This is a genomic window from Erwinia sp. PPS120 (assembly GCF_047918655.1).
GTDB lineage: Bacteria > Pseudomonadota > Gammaproteobacteria > Enterobacterales > Enterobacteriaceae > Erwinia > Erwinia tasmaniensis_A.
The window spans coordinates 178,972-197,926 of the sequence record NZ_JBLREF010000007.1 but is presented as its reverse complement, the minus strand read 5'-3'; the positions used below and the strand labels follow the sequence as shown (position 1 = coordinate 197,926).

The 18,955-nt window shown below is 56.3% G+C and carries 20 protein-coding genes, 1 pseudogene and 1 other annotated feature; of the genes and pseudogenes, 13 read left to right on the top strand and 8 right to left on the bottom strand.

Features of this window, described 5'->3' with window-relative positions:
* Positions 1–4: 4 nt before the first annotated feature.
* Positions 5–874, bottom strand: a complete 870-nt coding sequence (rnm, locus tag ACLRGG_RS04580; RefSeq protein WP_416248624.1) for an RNase RNM — start codon at positions 872–874, stop codon at positions 5–7.
* Positions 875–1,033: 159 nt separating this feature from the next.
* Positions 1,034–1,133: a sequence feature (Trp leader region), on the top strand.
* A gap of 25 nt (positions 1,134–1,158) precedes the next feature.
* Here rnm and ACLRGG_RS04575 point away from each other — a divergent pair.
* From ACLRGG_RS04575 to ACLRGG_RS04550, 6 genes and pseudogenes are all read left to right on the top strand, one after another.
* Entirely contained in the window at positions 1,159–2,721 is a 1,563-nt protein-coding gene (locus tag ACLRGG_RS04575) for an anthranilate synthase component 1 (RefSeq protein WP_416248623.1), read from the top strand.
* Positions 2,721–4,313: pseudogene (trpD, locus tag ACLRGG_RS04570) on the top strand (bifunctional anthranilate synthase glutamate amidotransferase component TrpG/anthranilate phosphoribosyltransferase TrpD). Before ACLRGG_RS04575 ends, trpD begins: the two are co-directional and overlap by 1 nt.
* A 2-nt stretch (positions 4,314–4,315) precedes the next feature.
* Entirely contained in the window at positions 4,316–5,677 is a 1,362-nt protein-coding gene (gene trpCF / locus ACLRGG_RS04565) for a bifunctional indole-3-glycerol-phosphate synthase TrpC/phosphoribosylanthranilate isomerase TrpF (protein WP_416248622.1), read from the top strand.
* A 50-nt stretch (positions 5,678–5,727) separates the two neighbouring features.
* A complete protein-coding gene (trpB, locus tag ACLRGG_RS04560; RefSeq protein WP_416248621.1) occupies positions 5,728–6,918 on the top strand; it encodes a tryptophan synthase subunit beta in 1,191 nt (396 codons plus the stop codon).
* Entirely contained in the window at positions 6,918–7,721 is an 804-nt protein-coding gene (gene trpA, locus ACLRGG_RS04555) for a tryptophan synthase subunit alpha (protein ID WP_416248620.1), read from the top strand. The genes trpB and trpA overlap by 1 nt, the downstream gene beginning before the upstream one ends.
* A gap of 161 nt (positions 7,722–7,882) precedes the next feature.
* Positions 7,883–8,197, top strand: coding sequence for a BON domain-containing protein (locus ACLRGG_RS04550; RefSeq protein ID WP_067701463.1), 315 nt, complete (start codon positions 7,883–7,885; stop codon positions 8,195–8,197).
* Positions 8,198–8,251: 54 nt separating this feature from the next.
* Here the strand turns inward: ACLRGG_RS04550 and ompW are convergent, their stop codons facing one another.
* A complete protein-coding gene (ompW, locus tag ACLRGG_RS04545) occupies positions 8,252–8,884 on the bottom strand; it encodes an outer membrane protein OmpW (protein ID WP_416248619.1) in 633 nt (210 codons plus the stop codon).
* Between the two features lie 253 nt (positions 8,885–9,137).
* Here ompW and ACLRGG_RS04540 point away from each other — a divergent pair, with 253 nt between their 5' ends.
* The 4 genes from ACLRGG_RS04540 (at position 9,138) to yciA (ending at position 11,415) form a co-directional block, all read left to right on the top strand.
* Entirely contained in the window at positions 9,138–9,557 is a 420-nt protein-coding gene (locus tag ACLRGG_RS04540) for a YkgJ family cysteine cluster protein (protein WP_416248618.1), read from the top strand.
* 22 nt (positions 9,558–9,579) lie between these two features.
* The gene (locus ACLRGG_RS04535; protein WP_416248617.1) at positions 9,580–10,317 is read left to right on the top strand and encodes a YciC family protein; all 738 of its coding nucleotides are present in this window, start codon (positions 9,580–9,582) and stop codon (positions 10,315–10,317) included.
* Positions 10,318–10,388: 71 nt separating this feature from the next.
* Entirely contained in the window at positions 10,389–10,925 is a 537-nt protein-coding gene (locus ACLRGG_RS04530; RefSeq protein WP_416248616.1) for a septation protein A, read from the top strand.
* A gap of 58 nt (positions 10,926–10,983) precedes the next feature.
* On the top strand, positions 10,984–11,415 hold the full coding sequence (gene yciA, locus ACLRGG_RS04525; RefSeq protein WP_416248615.1) for an acyl-CoA thioester hydrolase YciA: 432 nt from the start codon (positions 10,984–10,986) through the stop codon (positions 11,413–11,415).
* A 98-nt stretch (positions 11,416–11,513) separates the two neighbouring features.
* On the opposite strand, the gene tonB is transcribed toward yciA, so the two are convergent.
* On the bottom strand, positions 11,514–12,278 hold the full coding sequence (gene tonB / locus ACLRGG_RS04520; RefSeq protein WP_416248614.1) for a TonB system transport protein TonB: 765 nt from the start codon (positions 12,276–12,278) through the stop codon (positions 11,514–11,516).
* 206 nt (positions 12,279–12,484) lie between these two features.
* Here tonB and ACLRGG_RS04515 point away from each other — a divergent pair, with 206 nt between their 5' ends.
* On the top strand, positions 12,485–12,781 hold the full coding sequence (locus ACLRGG_RS04515; protein ID WP_416248613.1) for a YciI family protein: 297 nt from the start codon (positions 12,485–12,487) through the stop codon (positions 12,779–12,781).
* A 52-nt stretch (positions 12,782–12,833) separates the two neighbouring features.
* Here the strand turns inward: ACLRGG_RS04515 and ACLRGG_RS04510 are convergent, their stop codons facing one another.
* Positions 12,834–13,007 carry a YciY family protein gene (locus ACLRGG_RS04510; protein WP_416248612.1) on the bottom strand — a complete coding sequence of 58 codons (174 nt, stop codon included), beginning with the start codon at positions 13,005–13,007 and terminating at the stop codon, positions 12,834–12,836.
* A 147-nt stretch (positions 13,008–13,154) separates the two neighbouring features.
* Here ACLRGG_RS04510 and cls point away from each other — a divergent pair, with 147 nt between their 5' ends.
* On the top strand, positions 13,155–14,615 hold the full coding sequence (gene cls / locus ACLRGG_RS04505; RefSeq protein WP_416248611.1) for a cardiolipin synthase: 1,461 nt from the start codon (positions 13,155–13,157) through the stop codon (positions 14,613–14,615).
* 46 nt (positions 14,616–14,661) lie between these two features.
* On the top strand, positions 14,662–14,985 hold the full coding sequence (locus ACLRGG_RS04500; protein ID WP_416248610.1) for an HI1450 family dsDNA-mimic protein: 324 nt from the start codon (positions 14,662–14,664) through the stop codon (positions 14,983–14,985).
* Positions 14,986–15,053: 68 nt separating this feature from the next.
* Here the strand turns inward: ACLRGG_RS04500 and oppF are convergent, their stop codons facing one another.
* The 4 genes from oppF to oppB are packed head-to-tail and all read right to left on the bottom strand — an operon-like array spanning position 15,054 to position 18,917.
* Positions 15,054–16,055 (bottom strand): murein tripeptide/oligopeptide ABC transporter ATP binding protein OppF, encoded by a 1,002-nt coding sequence (oppF, locus tag ACLRGG_RS04495; protein ID WP_067701438.1) that lies wholly within the window; start codon positions 16,053–16,055, stop codon positions 15,054–15,056.
* Positions 16,052–17,062, bottom strand: a complete 1,011-nt coding sequence (locus ACLRGG_RS04490; protein ID WP_416248609.1) for an ABC transporter ATP-binding protein — start codon at positions 17,060–17,062, stop codon at positions 16,052–16,054. Before ACLRGG_RS04490 ends, oppF begins: the two co-directional genes overlap by 4 nt.
* Before the next feature lie 11 nt (positions 17,063–17,073).
* Complete coding sequence (gene oppC / locus ACLRGG_RS04485; RefSeq protein WP_416248608.1) at positions 17,074–17,982, bottom strand: oligopeptide ABC transporter permease OppC; 909 nt, start codon at positions 17,980–17,982, stop codon at positions 17,074–17,076.
* Positions 17,983–17,996: 14 nt separating this feature from the next.
* Positions 17,997–18,917: an oligopeptide ABC transporter permease OppB gene (oppB, locus tag ACLRGG_RS04480; RefSeq protein ID WP_416248607.1), complete on the bottom strand. Its 921-nt coding sequence runs from the start codon at positions 18,915–18,917 to the stop codon at positions 17,997–17,999.
* Positions 18,918–18,955 lie beyond the last annotated feature (38 nt).

Below are 18,955 nucleotides of genomic sequence, written 5' to 3'. Positions count from 1 at the left end.
AAACCTACTCTATTTCAGGGAAGCGCTGCCATACGGCCTCAACGCCCCCCGGAAGCCACAATTTTTTACCAAGCTCAATCCACGGGCAGGGCTGATGAAAATCAGAGCCCTGCGATGCGGCCAGCCGATAGTCCTGCGCGTAGCGCGCCAGCTGAGTCCGTTCATGCGGCGCCTGCTGACACTGCGCCACCTCCATCGCGTCACCGCCCTCTTCACTGAAATGTGAGATCAGGCGCTTAAGCCACTTGGCCGACAGTCCGTAGCGACCCGGATGTGCCAGTACGGTTCGACCACCAGAATGATGAATAGCATCAATGGCTTGTTTAATTGTACACCACTGTGGCGGCGCGTAGCCGGTTTTCCCCCGGGCGAGATAGTTTTTAAACACCTGCGCCATGTTATCGGCCTTTCCCTGAGCAATCAGAAAGCGGGCAAAATGGCCACGGGTAATGGCGCCTCCCTCCGCCAGCGCCATTGCGCCTTCCAGCGCGCCGGGAATACGTGCTTTCTCCAGTCGCTCGGCAATAATTTCAGCACGGGCATGGCGACGCGCGGTCTGCTCTTCAAGAAACGCGACCAGTACCGGATGATCGCAGTCGACGCCAAGCCCGACAATGTGGATCTCATGGTTTTCCCACAGCGTGGACACTTCAACGCCCGCTATCAGTCGCAGCGGTAGCTGATGCTTAACAATCGCCTCACGCGCGGGCTGTACCCCTTCCGTGGTGTCGTGGTCGGTAATGGCCAGCACGCCCACGCGATGCTCCACGGCTCTCAACACCAACGCCTCCGGGGTCAGAAACCCGTCGGAAGCGCGGGTATGGCTGTGAAGATCGTAAATGGGAAAAGAACTAAGAAGGGTGGGTTCGCTCAAAACAGCTCCGGCATCGGCGGAATAAATGGAGCAACATGATAACCAGAATTATCAGCGGAGAGAAAAAGAGTATTGACTTTTTTGCCACGAACCAGTTAACTAGTACACAAGTTCACATGCAAGGGTATCTGAAAAATGAAAACATTCACGTTAGTCATGACCTGCTGGTGGCGTACTTCTCCCTGAACGGGCGGAGGAGTCATAAACGTCATCAGACGCTGTGCAGATACCCGAGTCCGCCTTAAGCGGGCTTTTTTTTTAGCAAAATTCAGAGAACTGACCTCATGCAAAACCCCAGACCTACAGTGAAGTTGATAACCGGCGATGCGCCCTATCGCGAAGATCCGGCATCCGTTTTTCATCAGCTCTGCGGTGCCCGTCCCTCAACGCTGCTGCTTGAGTCGGCTGACATCGACAGTAAGCGCAACCTGAAAAGCCTGCTGATCGTTGACAGCGCGCTGCGCATCAGTGCGCTAAACGACGTGGTCAGCATTCAGGCGCTTTCGGAGAATGGCCGGGCCATACTGCCGCTGCTTGATGCCGCACTGCCCAAGGACGTAAGCAACAGCCCGCGTCCCGATGGTCGTGAACTCCGGTTCCCAAAAAATAATGACGTCCAGGATGAGGATTCCCGTCTTAAGGCAACCTCCGTTTTTGACGCGCTGCGGCTGATCCCGCAGCTGGTTAACAGCCCGCAGGAGGAGCGCGAGGCCGTGCTGCTTGGCGGTCTGTTCGCCTATGATCTGGTCGCCGGGTTCGAGGACCTGCCTCCCCTGGGCAACGATCAGCGCTGTCCTGACTACTGTTTTTACCTGGCAGAAACGCTGCTGATTATCGATCATCAGCACCAGACCGCCCGACTGCAGGCCAGCCTGTTTAGCCCGGCGCCCGCAGAATTTCTGCGCCTGCAAAGCCGTATCGAGCAGCTTCACGCACAGATGCTCCAGCCAGCAGCGCCACTGCCGGTGCAGCCGGTCGAATCAATGGTGCTGAGCGGCAACCAGAGCGACGAAGAGTATTGCAGCGTGGTGCGTGAAATGCAGAAGGCGATTCGGGCGGGCGAAATTTTCCAGGTGGTGCCTTCACGGCGCTTCTCTCTGCCCTGTCCTTCTCCGCTGGCGGCGTATGAGACGCTCAAAAACAGCAACCCCAGCCCCTATATGTTTTTTATGCAGGATCGCGACTTCAGCCTGTTCGGAGCCTCGCCGGAAAGCTCGCTGAAATATGACGCCGCCAGCCGCCAGATTGAAATTTATCCCATCGCCGGGACCCGCCCGCGCGGCAGACACGCCGACGGCACGCTGGACCGGGATCTGGACAGCCGCATCGAGCTGGAAATGCGCACCGATCATAAAGAGCTGGCGGAGCACCTGATGCTGGTTGATCTGGCGCGCAACGATCTGGCCCGCATCTGCGAGCCGGGCAGCCGCTATGTTGCCGACCTGACCAAAGTCGATCGCTACTCTTTTGTCATGCACCTGGTGTCGCGCGTGGTGGGCCAGCTGCGTGGCGATCTGGACGTGCTGCACGCCTACAGCGCCTGCATGAATATGGGTACGCTGAGCGGCGCGCCTAAGGTGCGCGCCATGCAGCTGATTGCTAAAGCTGAAGCCACCCGGCGCGGCAGCTACGGCGGCGCGGTGGGCTATTTTACCGCCTACGGCTCGCTGGATACCTGTATCGTTATCCGATCGGCCTACGTTGAGGATGGTATCGCAACCGTTCAGGCGGGCGCGGGCGTCGTACTGGATTCGATACCGCAGGCCGAAGCGGACGAGTGCCGCAACAAAGCCCGCGCTGTCCTGCGGGCCATTGCCACCGCTCATCACTGCAAGGAGATATTCTGATGGCCGATATTCTACTGCTCGATAACTTTGACTCCTTTACCTACAACCTTGTCGACCAGCTGCGGACCTTTGGACATAACGTGGTGGTTTATCGCAACAGCGCCCCTGCACAGACGCTGATTGACCGCCTCCAGGCCATGGAAAAACCGGTGCTGATGCTTTCTCCCGGTCCCGGCGCACCGGCAGACGCAGGCTGTATGCCTGAACTGCTGCGACGCCTGCGGGGTCATCTGCCCATTATTGGTATCTGCCTCGGTCACCAGGCCATTGTCGAAGCCTGGGGCGGTCACGTCGGCCAGGCGGGTGAAATCCTGCACGGGAAGGCTTCCGGGATCGCCCATGACGGCGAGGGAATGTTTGCCGGATTAAGCAACCCGCTGCCGGTGGCGCGTTACCACTCGCTGGTCGGCAGCAATATTCCGGAGGAACTGACGGTTAATGCCACCTTCAATGGCATGGTGATGGCCGTTCGTCACGATAACGATCGCGTTTGTGGCTTGCAGTTTCATCCGGAATCTATTCTGACCACGCAGGGCGCGCGCCTGCTGGAACAAACCCTCGCCTGGGCGCTGGCGTAAAATAAGGAGAGAATGATGAACGCTATTCTGGAAAAACTATACCAGGCGACCCCCCTGACGCAGGCCGAGAGCCACCAGCTGTTTACCGCTATTATTACCGGGCAGCTGGAACCCACACAGCTGGCGGCCGCGCTGATTGCAATGAAGGTACGCGGTGAGCGCCCTGAAGAGATTGCCGGAGCGGCAACCGCGCTGCTGGAAGATGCAAAGCCCTTCCCGCGCCCGGATTATCCATTTGCAGATATTGTCGGCACCGGAGGTGACGGCAGCAACAGCATCAATATCTCTACCGCCAGTGCCTTCGTCGCCTCGGCCTGCGGTCTGAAAGTCGCCAAGCACGGCAATCGCAGCGTTTCCAGTAAGTCAGGGTCGTCCGATCTGCTCGCCGCCTTTGGCATCAGCCTCGACCTGCCTGCAGATGAGGCGCGCAAAGCCCTGGATGAGCTTAATGTCTGCTTTTTATTTGCTCCTCAGTATCACACCGGTTTCCGTCATGCGATGCCGGTACGGCAGCAGTTGAAAACGCGCACCCTGTTTAACGTGCTCGGCCCGCTGATTAACCCGGCCCGCCCTCCGCTGGCGGTGATCGGCGTCTACAGCCCGGAGCTGGTGCTTCCGGTGGCGCAAACTCTGAAAATGCTCGGCTATCAGCGTGCTGCCGTGGTTCATGGCGGCGGCATGGATGAAGTCGCGGTGCACAGCGCAACCCATATTGCAGAACTGCGCGATGGCGAAATCACCCATTATCAGCTGACGCCGGAGGACTTCGGACTGAGCTTCCACCCGCAGGAAGCGCTGGCGGGCGGCCTGCCAGAAGAAAATCGTGACATTTTAACGCGATTGCTCCAGGGTAAAGGCGAGCGCGCGCACGAAGAGGCCGTGGCAATCAACGTCGCCCTGCTGTTAAAAGTTTTCGGACATGAAGATCTGCGTGAAAACGCGCAGCAGGCACTAAACGTCATTCGCAGTGGCAAAGCTTACGAGCGCGTTGTGGCACTGGCAGCAAGAGGATAATCATGCAGGATACCGTACTCGCTAAAATTGTGCAGGACAAAGCGCTGTGGCTGACCGCGCGTCAGCAGCAGCAGCCGCTGGCCTCCTTCCAGAACGACATCGTCCCCGCCACCCGCAGCTTTTATGATGCGCTGAGAGGGGCCAGAACGGTGTTTATTCTGGAGTGTAAGAAAGCCTCCCCTTCAAAAGGGCTGATCCGCGCGGACTTTGACCCGGCCACTATTGCCGGTGTTTACAAAGATTACGCCTCAGCCGTATCGGTACTAACCGATGAGAAATATTTCCAGGGGCAGTTCGAGTTTTTGTCGATTGTCAGCGCGGCCATCACCCAGCCGGTGTTGTGCAAGGACTTTATCATCGACTCCTACCAGATCTATCTGGCGCGTTACTATCAGGCCGATGCCATTTTGCTGATGCTCTCGGTGCTGAATGATGATCAGTATCGTCAGCTGGCGGCCGTCGCGCACAGCCTGAATATGGGCGTGCTGACCGAAGCCATCAGCGAAGACGAGCTGGCGCGCGCTACTGCGCTGGGCGCCAAAGTGGTCGGCATTAATAACCGCGATCTGCGCGATTTGTCGATTGATCTGGATCGCACGCGTTGCCTGGCACCGAAGGTGGCACACGGCGTAACCGTGATCAGCGAGTCGGGTATCAACAGCTACGCCCAGGTCCGCGCGCTCAGCCATTTTGCCAACGGTTTCCTGATTGGCTCCGCGCTAATGTCCGAAGACGATCTGGCCGCCGCAGTGCGCAGGGTCATCATGGGTGATAACAAAATCTGCGGACTGACGCGCCCTGACGATGCCCGGAGCGCGCGGGAAGCGGGTGCTATATACGGCGGCCTGATCTTTGTTGAAGGATCCCCGCGCTGGGTGACCATCGACACCGCGCGCACGATAACGCATGCCGCTAAACTTAAATATGTCGGCGTGTTTCGCAACAGTGCTATCAGTGACATTGTCACCACTGCCGAAGCACTGAGCCTGCATGCGGTTCAGCTGCACGGCGATGAGGATCGCGATTTTGTTAAAGCGCTCCGGGCGCAGCTGCCCGCTGGCGTACAGATCTGGAAGGCATTCAGCATCGTTAATACCCTCCCGATCCGCGACTGGTTGGGCGTAGATCGCTACGTCTTCGATAACGGTAACGGCGGCAGCGGTAAGAATTTTGACTGGTCGCTGCTGGAAGGCCAGACGCTGGATAATGTCCTGCTGGCGGGCGGTCTGGGGGCAGATAACTGCGTTCAGGCTGCACAGCTGGGCTGCGCGGGCTTAGATTTTAACTCCGGCGTTGAAAGCCAGCCCGGCGTTAAAGACGCCGCCAAAATTGCTTCGGTGTTTCAAACCCTGAAGGCTTACTGATGCCGTTTGGGCTGGCCCCGTCCGGCCCGATCAACGAAAAGAGACGCAATATGACTTTATTGAATCCCTACTTTGGTGAATTTGGCGGCATGTACGTGCCGCAGATTCTGATGCCCGCACTGAATCAGCTGGAAGAAGCCTTTGTCAGCGCGCAGCGCGATCCGGAATTCCAGGCTGAATTTAACGATTTGCTGAAAAACTATGCCGGTCGCCCAACCGCGCTGACCCTGTGTAAAAATCTGACCAAAGGCACCCGGACCCGTCTTTATCTGAAGCGCGAAGATCTGCTGCACGGCGGCGCGCATAAGACCAATCAGGTTCTGGGTCAGGCGCTGCTGGCTAAGCGAATGGGTAAGTCCGAAATTATCGCAGAAACCGGTGCCGGACAGCACGGCGTCGCCTCTGCCCTCGCCTGCGCACTGCTGGGTCTGAAGTGCCGTATCTATATGGGTGCGAAAGATATTGAGCGACAGTCGCCGAACGTGTTCAGGATGCGTCTGATGGGTGCCGAGGTGATCCCGGTGCACAGCGGCTCGGCAACGCTGAAAGATGCCTGCAACGAGGCGCTGCGCGACTGGTCCGGCAGCTATGAGAAGGCCCACTACATGCTCGGCACTGCGGCAGGCCCGCACCCCTTCCCGACGATTGTCCGTGAGTTCCAGCGCATGATTGGTGAGGAGACGAAAGCGCAAATCCTCGAAAGAGAAGGCCGCCTGCCTGATGCGCTTATTGCCTGCGTCGGCGGCGGCTCTAACGCCATCGGCATGTTTGCTGACTTTATTGATGAGCCTTCCGTCAACCTGATTGGCGTTGAGCCTGCCGGACACGGCATCGAAAGCGGCGAGCACGGCGCACCGCTGAAACATGGTCGCGTGGGGATCTATTTTGGTATGAAAGCCCCGATGATGCAGACCGAAGACGGGCAGATCGAGGAGTCTTACTCTATCTCTGCCGGTCTGGACTTCCCCTCGGTTGGCCCTCAGCACGCCCACCTTAACAGCTCAGGCCGCGCTGATTACGTCTCTGTTACCGATGACGAGGCGCTGGATGCATTTAAGCTTCTCTGCCGAAGCGAAGGGATCATACCGGCGCTGGAGTCATCACACGCGCTGGCTCACGCCCTGAGAATGATGCGCGACGCGCCTGAGAAAGAGCAGCTTCTGGTGGTGAACCTGTCGGGACGGGGCGATAAAGATATATTTACCGTGCACGATATTCTGACCGCGAAGGGAGAGATCTGATGGAACGTTACGACGAGCTATTCAAACAGTTAAAGGCGCGCAAAGAGGGTGCCTTTGTCCCCTTTGTGACGTTGGGCGATCCCACGCCTGAGCTGTCGCTACAGATAGTCGACGCGCTGGTTGAAGGCGGCGCCGATGCGCTGGAGCTGGGTATCCCCTTTTCCGATCCGCTGGCTGACGGTCCGACGATTCAGAATGCCACATTGCGCGCGTTCGCAGCGGGCGTCACGCCGGGCATCTGCTTCGAGATGCTGGCAACCATTCGTCAGAAATACCCCAGGATGCCGATCGGCTTACTGATGTATGCAAACCTGGTGTTTTCAAACGGCATTGATAATTTCTTTGCACGCTGCCAGCAGGTCGGTGTGGATTCGGTGCTGGTGGCAGACGTTCCCATTGAAGAATCGGCCCCTTTCCGACAGTCCGCCATGCGGCATAACGTTGCGCCGATATTTATCTGCCCGCCAAATGCCAGTGACGATCTGCTGCGGGAGATCGCCTCATGGGGCCGGGGCTATACCTATCTGCTGTCGCGCGCGGGCGTCACCGGTGCCGAGACCCGCGCCGCTCTGCCGCTGGGCCACCTGGTGGATAAGCTTTATGAGTATCATGCCGCACCGCCGCTACAGGGCTTTGGCATCTCTGAGCCCTCTCAGGTTAAAGAGGCGTTGGCCGCGGGTGCAGCGGGGGCAATTTCCGGTTCCGCTATTGTGAAAATTATTGAAAAACATCATGCCAATCCCCCGGAAATGCTGGCCGGGCTGAAGTCCTTTGTCAGCAGCCTGAAGGCCGCGACGCGCTAACAGTGTGATTAACGCCCTGCCTGACCGGGTAAGGCGTTATTTCAACACTATTTTAAGCGCTCAGGTTTGATAATTTCCATTTCGTGGCTAACACTAGATAGGCTACAGAGCGTTTCTGTAAATACGGCTTATGCCAATCAAAGATGACAGGGAGATCGATAATGAAGTTGTTTAAAATGCTGACGGGTATGGTTGTTGCAGCAGTAGTGGCTATTACAGTCAGCGCGTGTGCGCCGACCCCGACTAAAGAAGGCACCGGTGGTTATCTTGATGACACGGTAGTAACGACCAAAGTGAAAACCGAACTGCTGAAGGATGACTCACTGAAGTCTACGGAAATTAACGTTGAGACCTTCAAAGGTCGCGTTCAGCTGAGCGGCTTTGTCTCAACCCCGCAGATGGCTAACCGTGCGGTGCAAATCACCCGTACCGTGAAAGGCGTAACTGCGGTAACCAACAATATGCAGATCAAATAAAACGCTTTATCAAATTACAGAGGCGCACTGAGTGCGCCTTTTTTTCGCCTGAAATCAGAAGCGATAACCCGCACCGAAGAAGAAGACGAAGGGATTGATATGGGTATCGATGCTCTGATGGTCGCTGCCCGCATCAAACCGGACTTTGGTATCAATATTCATATACCAGAGTGAGGCATTCAGCATCCAGTTCGGCGTCAGCTGGTAATCCAGCCCCACCTGCCCGGCGATGCCCCATGTGTTTTTAACGCTCAGATTACTCAGTCCGTTATCGCGCCCGGTTTGATTGAAATCAGTGTCATAAAACATGGTGTAGTTAATACCGATGCCGGCATAAGGCTGCCATTTGCTGGTATTGCCCATAAAATACCACTGTGCCATCAGGGTTGGCGGCAGCTGGTGTACGGTCGCCAGCGTGCCAGTGGCGGCCAGACCCACCTTGTGGCGGAAAGGCGTGGCCCCCAGCAGTTCGATACCGATATTGTCGGTGGCCATATAGGTAAACGTCAGGCCAAGCTGGGTGTTGTTGCTGACGTCAAACTCACCCAGCCCCAGCACGTTATCCGAACCGCCCGTGGGGCGCACAGTCGCTGAGCCTGCCCGTATAAAGAAATCGCCTGCCTGATGTGCGGACGCCACCGCGGGCAGCAGCGTTACCAGGGCCAGGGCCAGTGCTTTCAGTTTCATCATCACTCCTTTGCAATTTCAGAAGAGCGCAATACACGCCGTCATTTTTATTGGCGACATATTTACATTGATTAACGGGAAAATCACCCTAATCAATTCTTTTAAACTTCTTAAAAAACAACGATTTGATTTAGATCAATTTATATCCCTCACAAGCGCAGTAAATAGCCCTTGCGGGAACATATCCGGCGGCTTATGTTGCTTATCTCCTTCCATGTGATTTTGGTTCGACGCCTGAGGGCGGGGTAATCGGATGAGCGATAATGTTAACCCCTGCATTAACTGTGGTGCCTGCTGCGCCCATTTTCGCGTCTCTTTTTACTGGGCAGAAGCCGACGATGGCGGCGGCACCGTGCCTGCTGACCTGACCGAGCCGCTGAATCTGTTCCTGCGCACTATGCGCGGCACCAACGCGGCTGCGCCGCGCTGCGTGGCGCTGGAGGGCGAACCTGGCGGCTGTGTCTCCTGCGGAATTTATCAGCAGCGCCCCTCCCCCTGCCGGGAGTTTGGCCGTTCCGGCGAAGATGGCGTGGTGAATGAGGCCTGTGACCGGGCCAGGGCACGCTATGGATTGCCGCCGCTGTTTTATCCCGTAACACCTTCTTTAAATGAAAGTTATGTAAGTCAGGGTGCCAGGTTCGCCCCAGACCATGTACAATCCCCGGATCATTAATGCAGGCTTGAAAGGAGAGTACATGTCAATCACGGCTGGCTCGTTATACCGTGACACGGGGAATTTTTTACGTCATCAGCTGGTTACCATCGTACTGATGTCGCTGCTAACCTCATTTATCACCGTTCTGATCGGCCACGCGCTGACGCCCGGGGCCGATCAACTCTCCATGCTGACCGACGGCAGTCGTGGCTCGGGTACAAGCCTGCTGGAAATGGTTCAGAATATGTCGCCCGATCAACAGCGTATTCTGCTTCGCGCTTCAGCAGCCGGTACTTTTGCTTCGCTGGTGGGAAATACCCTGCTGCTCGGCGGCATGCTCACCCTGATCCCGATGGTGTCAGCGGGTCAGCGGGTCAGCGCGCTACGTGCTATCGGTACCTCGGCAGCCTCGCTGCCGCGCCTGCTGCTGCTGGTGTTTATTATGACCCTGGTGGTGCAGCTTGGCTTTATGGTGCTGGTCGTGCCCGGTGTCCTGCTGGCCGTGGTTCTTGCGCTGGCTCCCATCGTACTGAGCGCGGAGAAAGTGGGTATTTTTGCCTCGATGCGACTCAGCATGCGCCTGGTATGGGGACACCTTAAGCTGGTTGCGCCGGCGGTGGCACTCTGGCTGCTGGCCAAAATCGTTGTGCTGCTGCTGGCATCGTCGCTGACCGTCCTGCCCGCCAACGTTGCCTCGGTCGTGCTTAATGCCCTGAGTAATCTGATTTCAGCGATAATGATTATCTATCTCTATCGTCTCTATATGCTGTTACGTTAGTCATAACCGGGTGCCCGCCTCAGGGCACCCGGTTATGATTGTTCGCCTGAGTCTGTTATCCGGAAACCTTTATGAAGCAGCTACTTGATTTCCTCCCTCTCGTTGTCTTTTTCATTTTCTATAAGCTGTATGACATCTTCGTCGCCTCAGGTGCGCTGATTGTAGCAACGGCGCTGGCGCTGGTTGCCAGCTGGGTGCTCTATCGCAAGCTGGAAAAGATGACCATTATTACCTTTGTGCTGGTCGCCGTATTTGGCACTCTGACGCTGGTATTTCATAATGATGAGTTCATCAAATGGAAAGTTACAGTGATCTACACCCTGTTTGCCGTTGCGCTGGTGTTCAGTCAGTTCTGGATGAAACAGCCCCTGATCCAGAGCATGCTCGGCAAAGAGCTGACGCTGCCGGCCACGGCCTGGCGCAGGCTAAATATTGCCTGGGCGCTGTTTTTCTTCGCCTGCGGCCTGGCAAATATTTATGTCGCATTTTGGCTGCCGCAGGAACTTTGGGTTAACTTTAAAGTATTCGGTCTGACCGGCCTGACCCTGGTTTTCACCGTTATCAGTGGGCTTTATATCTACCGCATCATGCCCCAGGAAGAAAAATAATTTATCCGCCCGGAAAGCGTTCCGGGCATTTCAGCACTTTTTATTGAGAAGCCTATTAATGAGCGATGACACTAATCGCGTTCCGCAGGGCGAAATGGTTCTGCGAACGCTGGCTATGCCTGCTGATACGAATGCCAACGGCGATATTTTTGGCGGCTGGCTGATGTCACAGATGGATATGGGCGGCGCGATTCTGGCAAAGGAGATTGCCGGTGGACGCGTTGTTACCGTACGCGCCGACGGCATGACCTTCCTGAAGCCCGTGGCGGTGGGAGACGTGGTGAGCTGCCATGCCCGGTGCATTCGCACAGGAACCAGCTCAATCACGATCAACGTTGAAGTGTGGATAAAGAAAGTGTCATCTGAACCTATCGGTCAGCGCTACTGTACTACCGAAGCAGTGTTCATCTATGTCGCCGTGGACGGCCAGGGGAAAGCCCGACCGCTGCCAGCGGGAAAAGGTCATTTTGACCTCAACGAACGGGACTGACTCCCTCACTTTTGTGAGGCGGAGAGGGTAGCAGGCCCCCGTCGTCTTCGCCCTGCCCGGGCGCGTTGCTTATGCAATGCGCCCCTCCGGCTGAGCATTTATTCAATACTTGAGCCGCCATTGATGCGGAACATGACATTCATCTTTATGTCCTTACCTGGCTTATTCGGCTCATAACGCCACTTCTTCATCGTCTGCCTCACATCGCGCTCGAACATATTGCGCGGCTCGGCAGAGATAATGCGGATATTCTCCACCTGGCCGGAGCTGTCAACGTCGAACTGTACGCGAACCTGCCCTTCTATTCTCAGCGCCAGGGCTCGTGTCGGGTAGGCGGGTTTACCGATGTTCACTGCTTTCGGCCCGCTGGAAACGGATGAGGTGGAAGGCGTCGATGAAGTCTTCGGTGCCGTCGATGGCGCAGGCGCTGTAGCCGGATGCTCACTAAATGGCGCAGCATGACGGGTTTCAGTTTCGGGTTTTACCTGCTTCTTCGGCTTTACCACCTCTTTCCTGACCGGTTCAGGCCTGGATTTAGGCTTCGGCCTGGGTTTAGGCTTCGGCACCGGTTTAGGAATGGCAACGGGCACAGGTTTTGGCTGTTCGGGTTCGGGAACCGCTTCTGGTTCAGGTTCCGGTACGGTTTCCTGCGGCGGCACAGGCTGGGGAGCCGCCTGTGGCACGGGCTGTACAGCCGGAGCAACCAGTGACACGCTGATAGGCTGAGACGCTTCAGGTAATTTAACACTCTGGTGAAAGGAAGCATAAAGGATCCCGCCAATCGCCATGGCGTGCAGCGCAATGGAGAGCAGCACGGGCAGGGAAAAACGGCGGGGTAATGATGTTTCGGTCAGCGTCGTCATAATCTTTCTGCTGTAAATGTGAAGCCCCAAGTGTAAATGCAAATAGCAATCAGTTTCAATAACATCAGACTGTCACACGTGCGATTAGTCATAAAAGCGCTTTTGGCTGGCCTTAATCACGCGCCAGTGGGCTTTTCGTTTGCACATTAGTGGATGATGACATAACGTGATGACCAAAATCTTTTCGATTCCACAGGAGTTGTAACGTGCTCTACGTAATTTATGCAGAAGATAATGCCGATTCACTGGAAAAGCGCTCGGCCGTGCGCCCCGCTCATCTGGCACGTTTGCAGCTGTTACAGGACGAAGGACGGTTAATTATAGCCGGGCCGATGCCAGCCGTGGACAGTAACGAACCGGGCGTGGCAGGTTTTAGCGGTTCAACCATCATCGCCGAATTCCCGTCGCTCGAAGTCGCGCAGTCCTGGGCGCAGGATGATCCCTATATTGCCGCAGGCGTCTATAAACAGGTTGCCGTTAAGCCTTTCAAGCGGGTGTTTTAGCCCGCATTAACCGCCTGCCATCGCGCAGGCAGTTTCCCTACGCCGGGAGGCGTCAGAGTAGCTGGTTAACAAACAGTATCGAACGTCGCTGCTGCTGACTTAACTGGTGGCGAATGGCATGCATACGGCCATAGCGTCTCGACTGCCCTTCCAGCCAGCGCGCCCGGCGGCGTTTTACCTGACGCGACATGCGCCAGCGCGCAACTTCATTCTTACTCCGTCTCATTTCAACTCCCGGCTAAAAAACACGCGGCGCATTATAGATCTTTATCGCCCTTGCCCAGGTCCGATGACTTAAAAACATTAAAGGTTTCGCCCGCTCGCATCTGCACGTAAACTCCTCTTACTTAGGGTGAACGGAATTTCCACTGACATGACGACTTTTTATACTTTACTCAGCTGGCTTCTTATTTTTGGCTACTGGTTGCTGATAGCCGGTGTGACGCTGCGCATCCTGATGAAGCGCCGTGCCGTGCCTTCAGCCATGGCCTGGCTGCTGATTATCTATATTCTGCCGCTGGTGGGTATTATCGCCTATTTGTCTTTTGGCGAATTGCATCTGGGCAAGCGTCGCGCCGAGCGTGCACGTACCATGTGGCCCTCAACGGCCAGATGGCTTAATGATTTAAAGTCCTGTCACCAGATTTTTGCCCAGGACAATAGCGACGTTGCGCGTTCACTGTTCCAGCTGTGTGAAAACCGCCAGGGGATTGCCGGGGTCAAGGGCAACCAGCTCCAGCTTCTCACCTCCACAGAAGACACCATGACCGCGCTTATCCGCGATATCCAGCTGGCACGGCATAATATCGAGATGGTGTTTTACATCTGGCAGCCCGGCGGGATGGCCGATGAGGTGGCCGAATCATTTATGGCGGCGGCGCGCCGTGGCGTACACTGCCGCCTGATGCTGGACTCCGCAGGCAGCGTACAGTTTTTCCGCAGCCCCTGGCCCGCAATGATGCGCAATGCGGGCGTGGATGTGGTGGAGTCGCTGAAAGTCAGCCTGCTGCGCGTCTTTCTGCGCCGGATGGATCTGCGTCAGCATCGTAAAGTGGTGCTGATTGATAACTATATTGCCTATACCGGCAGCATGAACCTCGTTGATCCGCGCTATTTCAAACAGAATGCTGGCGTCGGGCAGTGGATTGATCTGATGGCGAGGATGGAAGGCCCGGTCTCCACCACTATGGGGATAATCTACTCCTGTGACTGGGAGATCGAGACGGGCAAGCGCATTTTACCCCCGCCGCCTGACACGAATATCATGCCCTTTGAGCAGGAGAGCGGTCATACCATTCAGGTGATTGCATCCGGTCCCGGTTTCCCGGAGGATCTGATCCACCAGGCGCTGCTGACGGCGGTCTACTCCGCGCGTGAGCAGCTGATTATGACCACCCCCTACTTTGTGCCCAGTGACGATCTGCTGCATGCAATCTGTACCGCGGCGCAGCGCGGCGTGGATGTCAGTATCATTGTGCCGCGCCATAACGATTCACTACTGGTCGGCTGGGCCAGTCGGGCTTTCTTCGCTGAGCTGCTGGAAGCAGGCGTGAAGATTTATCAGTTTGAAGATGGCCTGCTGCACACCAAAAGCGTGCTGGTCGATGGTCAGCTTAGCCTGGTCGGAACGGTCAACCTCGATATGCGCAGCCTGTGGCTCAATTTTGAAATTACGCTGGTGATTGATGATGACGGATTCGGCAGCGATCTGGCCACCGTCCAGGACGATTATATCGCCCGCTCCAGGCTGGTCGACGGCAACCGCTGGGCGCGACGCGCTTACTGGCAGCGTATTGTTGAACGACTGTTTTACTTCTTCAGCCCGTTACTGTAAAACGAGCGAAATTGCACAGCGCCCAATGGGCATGATGGGAAATGATATGGATTTGAATAATCGTCTTACCGAAGATGAAACGCTGGAACAGGCCTACGACATTTTTCTTGAGCTGGCGGTGGATAATCTCGATCCGGCCGATGTCATACTGTTCAATCTGCAATTTGAAGAGCGCGGCGGCGCCGAGCTGTTTGACCCGTCTGACGACTGGGCCGAACATGTGGACTTCGATCTGAATCCGGACTTTTTCGCCGAGGTGGTGATTGGTCTGGGTGATGCCGATGGAGAACCGATCAATGACGTTTTCGCCCGCGTGCTGATGTGCCGTGAGAAAGACCACAAGCTCTGTCATATTTTATGGCGTGAGTAGACCCGGTTAAAGCCTGATGCGGCACCCCGTTTACTGGCCTCGGCGCAGAAACGGGGTGCCGTTTTTATTTACAGCGGGTCAACCTTCAGGCAGGAAACCGCGTGGCGGAAGCTCCCCTCCAGCAGCGGACGGGTTTTTGCACATTCGGGACCGGCAATCGGGCAGCGTGTGCGGAAAACGCAGCCGGACGGCGGGTTGATCGGCGACGGCAGTTCCCCTTCCAGAAGCTGAATCACCTTGTTTTTCTCGCGATCCGGATCGGGGATGGGCACCGCCGACATCAGCGCGCGGGTGTATGGATGCTGAGGATTCTGATAAACCTCATCATAGGTTCCCAGCTCGACGGCATGGCCAAGATACATCACCAGTACGCGGTCGGAAATATGCTTCACCACCGCCAGGTCATGAGCAATAAAGATCAGCGACAGCCCCATCTCCCTTTGCAGCTTTTGCAGCAGGTTAACCACCTGTGCCTGAATCGACACGTCCAGAGCGGAAACCGGCTCGTCGCAGATAATCAGCTTCGGCTCCAGGATTAGCGCACGGGCAATACCGATGCGCTGGCACTGGCCGCCTGAGAACTCGTGCGGGTAGCGGTTAATCAGGTTAGGCAACAGCCCGACCTTCATCATCATCGTCTTAACCCGCTCTTTCACCTCAGCCTTTGCCATTTTTGGATGGTAGGTACGCAGCGGCTCAGCAATAATATCGCCAATGGTCATGCGCGGGTTCAGCGAGGCCAGCGGATCCTGGAAGATCATCTGAATATCGCTGCGTGCCCTGCGCCACTCCTCTTCACTCTGCCCCAGCAGGTCACGTCCCAGCCAGGCCACGCGGCCATCGGTGGCTTTCACCAGGCCAATAATGGCGCGAGCAAGCGTGGACTTTCCACAGCCCGACTCACCGACCACGCCCAGCGTTTCCCCTTCGTAAAGCCGCAGGCTGACGCCGTCAACCGCCTTCAGAGTTTTGGAAGGCTGCCAGAACCACTGCTTGCCGTCCTTGATGTCGAAATGCACTTTGAGATCGGCGATCTCCAGCAAAACTTTCTTTTCAGCGACCGCACTCATACCAGTTCCTCCGCGGGTTTAAAGCAGGCACGTAAACGCCCTTCGCCGAATGGCGTCAGCGGCGGTGCGGCAGAGCAGATTTCCATCGCGTGAGGGCAACGAGGCTGGAACGGGCAGCCTTTCGGCAGACGTAGCAGATTAGGCGGGTTGCCCGGAATAGTGGTAAGCGATTCGCCCTCCGCATCCAGACGCGGCACGGCATTAAGCAGCCCAATGGAATATGGATGGGTAGGCTGATAGAACACGTCGCGCGCGCGGCCATACTCCATGGTGCGGCCGGCGTACATCACCAGCACCTGGTCACAGATGCCCGCCACCACCCCCAGGTCATGGGTGATCATAATAATTGCCGTATTGAATTCCCTTTTCAGGTCATTCAGCAGCGTCATAATCTGCGCCTGAACCGTCACATCCAGCGCTGTGGTTGGCTCATCGGCAATAAGCAGTTTAGGCCGACACATCAGCGCCATCGCAATCATGACTCGCTGACGCATGCCACCCGAAAACTCATGGGGATACATTTTCATGCGCTTGCGCGCCTCTGGCATTTTGACGGCATCCAGCATGCGTACCGACTCTTCAAACGCCTGCGCGCTGTTCATCCCCTTGTGCAGCTTTAGCACTTCCATCAGCTGCTCGCCCACCTTCATATAGGGATTGAGCGAAGTCATCGGATCCTGGAAAATCATCGCAATCTGTTCTGCCCGCAGCCTGTTAAGCTGCTTTTCCGGCAGGTTGAGGATCTCTTTGCCATTAAACAGCGCCGAGCCACCAATACGCCCGTTGCTGGCCAGCAGACCCATCAGGGCAAAGGCGGTCTGCGACTTGCCAGAACCAGATTCACCCACGATGCCCAGTGTTTCACCCGCGCGCAGGCTGAAATTGAGATCGTTTACGGCGGTAACCTCCCCATCGGGGGTTCCAAAGGTCACGCGCAGATCCTTCACGTCAAGCAGTTTGCTGCCCGTCAGGCTGGCCATCGCTGGCTGTTGTTCAATTATGCTCATCGGGAAACTCCTTAACGATCTTTCGGATCGAGGGCATCACGCAGGCCATCGCCGATAAAGTTGAAGCAAAACAGGGTTACAACCAGGAAGCCCGCGGGAAACAGCAGCAGCCACGGCGACACTTCCATTGAGTTAGCGCCGTCGCTAAGCAGCGCGCCCCAGCTGCTCAGCGGCTCCTGCGTGCCCAGTCCAAGGAAACTGAGAAAGGATTCAAACAGGATCATGCTCGGCACCAGCAGCGAGGCGTAAACCACCACCACGCCCAGCACGTTCGGTACAATATGGCGCACCACGATATGCGGCGTGGAAACCCCGCCGACGTGGGCCGCTTCAATGAACTCTTTACGCTTCAGGCTCAGGGTCTGACCGCGCACGATACGCGCCATATCAAGCCAGGAGACCAGTCCAATCGCTACAAAGATCAGCAGAATATTGCGGCCGAAAAAAGTCACCAGCAGAATGACGAAGAACATAAAGGGAAAGGAGTTGAGGATCTCCAGCAGGCGCATCATGACCGAGTCAGTTTTGCCTCCCAGGTAGCCCGCCAGCGAGCCATAGAGCGTTCCTACCAGTACTGCCACCAGCGCCGAGGCGACGCCAACCATTAGCGAAATTCGTCCGCCAATCGCCACGCGTACCAGCAGATCGCGCCCGGAGGAGTCGGTGCCGAAATAGTGTTTCGATACCATATCTGGCGCGGCGGACATCATGCCCCAGTCAGTATCGTCGTAGGTGAACGACGACAGCATAGGCGCAAAAATGACAAACAGCGCAATCAGTACCAGCACAATCAGGCTGCCCAGCGCGGCGCGGTTATGAATAAAACGACGGCGTGCGTCCTGCCACAGGCTGCGTCCTTCGACCTCCAGCTTTTCACTGAAGGCATCAAGAGCGGCGCTATTTTTCTTACTTAACATCATCGCGAGCTCCGGATTTAATAGCGAATTTTGGGATCGATAACCGCGTAGAGCACGTCAACGATCGCATTAAACAGGATGGTCAGTACCCCCACCAGTATGGTCAGGCTCAGCACAAGTGAATAGTCGCGGTTCAGCGCGCCGTTAACGAACAGCTGACCAATACCCGGCAGGCCGTAGATGGTTTCAATCACCATTGAGCCGGTAATGATGCCGACAAAAGCCGGACCGAGATAGGAGAGTACCGGCAGCATCGCGGGTTTCAGCGCATGGCGCAGCACGATGCGGTGCATTGGCAGCCCCTTTGCGCGGGCGGTGCGGATAAAGTTGGAGTGCAGCACCTCAATCATTGAGCCGCGCATAATACGCGCGATGCTGGCGATATAAGCCAGCGACAGGGCAACCATCGGCAGGATCATAAATTTCGCCTCCCCGCCGTTCCAGCCGCCACCCGGCAGCCACTTTAGTGCAATGGCGAAGATCAGCACCAGCAGCGGTGCCACCACAAAACTCGGTATTACCACGCCGGTCATTGCCACCCCCATTACCAGGAAATCCCATTTGCTGTTTTGCTTCAGCGCAGCAATGACCCCGGCGGTCACCCCGAGGATAATGGCCAGCAAAAAGGCCGCCAGACCCAGCTTAGCCGAGACCGGGAAGGCGTGGCCCACCAGATAGTTAACCGAATAGTCTTTATATTTGAACGACGGACCGAAATCCCCGTGCGCCAGCTGGATCAGATAGTTGCCGTACTGCTTCCAGATGGGATCGTTCAGATGGTATTTGGCTTCAATGTTCGCCATAACTTCCGGCGACAGCGTGCGCTCGCCGGTAAAGGGGCTGCCTGGTGCAAGGCGCATCATAAAAAAGGAAATAGTAATCAGAATGAGTAACGTCGGGATCGCTTCCAGAACGCGACGAAATATAAACTTTAACATTGCCCGTACCTGCTGGCTTGTGCCTTAGCACTGCTTAA

Coding starts and splice junctions, on each gene's coding strand:
- ACLRGG_RS04575 (WP_416248623.1), top strand. CDS start 1,159: ATGCAAAACCCCAGACCTACAGTGAAGTTGATAACCGGCGATGCGCCC.
- trpCF (WP_416248622.1), top strand. CDS start 4,316: ATGCAGGATACCGTACTCGCTAAAATTGTGCAGGACAAAGCGCTGTGG.
- trpB (WP_416248621.1), top strand. CDS start 5,728: ATGACTTTATTGAATCCCTACTTTGGTGAATTTGGCGGCATGTACGTG.
- trpA (WP_416248620.1), top strand. CDS start 6,918: ATGGAACGTTACGACGAGCTATTCAAACAGTTAAAGGCGCGCAAAGAG.
- ACLRGG_RS04550 (WP_067701463.1), top strand. CDS start 7,883: ATGAAGTTGTTTAAAATGCTGACGGGTATGGTTGTTGCAGCAGTAGTG.
- ompW (WP_416248619.1), bottom strand. CDS start 8,884: ATGAAACTGAAAGCACTGGCCCTGGCCCTGGTAACGCTGCTGCCCGCG.
- ACLRGG_RS04540 (WP_416248618.1), top strand. CDS start 9,138: ATGAGCGATAATGTTAACCCCTGCATTAACTGTGGTGCCTGCTGCGCC.
- ACLRGG_RS04535 (WP_416248617.1), top strand. CDS start 9,580: ATGTCAATCACGGCTGGCTCGTTATACCGTGACACGGGGAATTTTTTA.
- ACLRGG_RS04530 (WP_416248616.1), top strand. CDS start 10,389: ATGAAGCAGCTACTTGATTTCCTCCCTCTCGTTGTCTTTTTCATTTTC.
- yciA (WP_416248615.1), top strand. CDS start 10,984: ATGAGCGATGACACTAATCGCGTTCCGCAGGGCGAAATGGTTCTGCGA.
- tonB (WP_416248614.1), bottom strand. CDS start 12,278: ATGACGACGCTGACCGAAACATCATTACCCCGCCGTTTTTCCCTGCCC.
- ACLRGG_RS04510 (WP_416248612.1), bottom strand. CDS start 13,007: ATGAGACGGAGTAAGAATGAAGTTGCGCGCTGGCGCATGTCGCGTCAG.
- cls (WP_416248611.1), top strand. CDS start 13,155: ATGACGACTTTTTATACTTTACTCAGCTGGCTTCTTATTTTTGGCTAC.
- ACLRGG_RS04500 (WP_416248610.1), top strand. CDS start 14,662: ATGGATTTGAATAATCGTCTTACCGAAGATGAAACGCTGGAACAGGCC.
- oppF (WP_067701438.1), bottom strand. CDS start 16,055: ATGAGTGCGGTCGCTGAAAAGAAAGTTTTGCTGGAGATCGCCGATCTC.
- ACLRGG_RS04490 (WP_416248609.1), bottom strand. CDS start 17,062: ATGAGCATAATTGAACAACAGCCAGCGATGGCCAGCCTGACGGGCAGC.
- oppC (WP_416248608.1), bottom strand. CDS start 17,982: ATGATGTTAAGTAAGAAAAATAGCGCCGCTCTTGATGCCTTCAGTGAA.
- oppB (WP_416248607.1), bottom strand. CDS start 18,917: ATGTTAAAGTTTATATTTCGTCGCGTTCTGGAAGCGATCCCGACGTTA.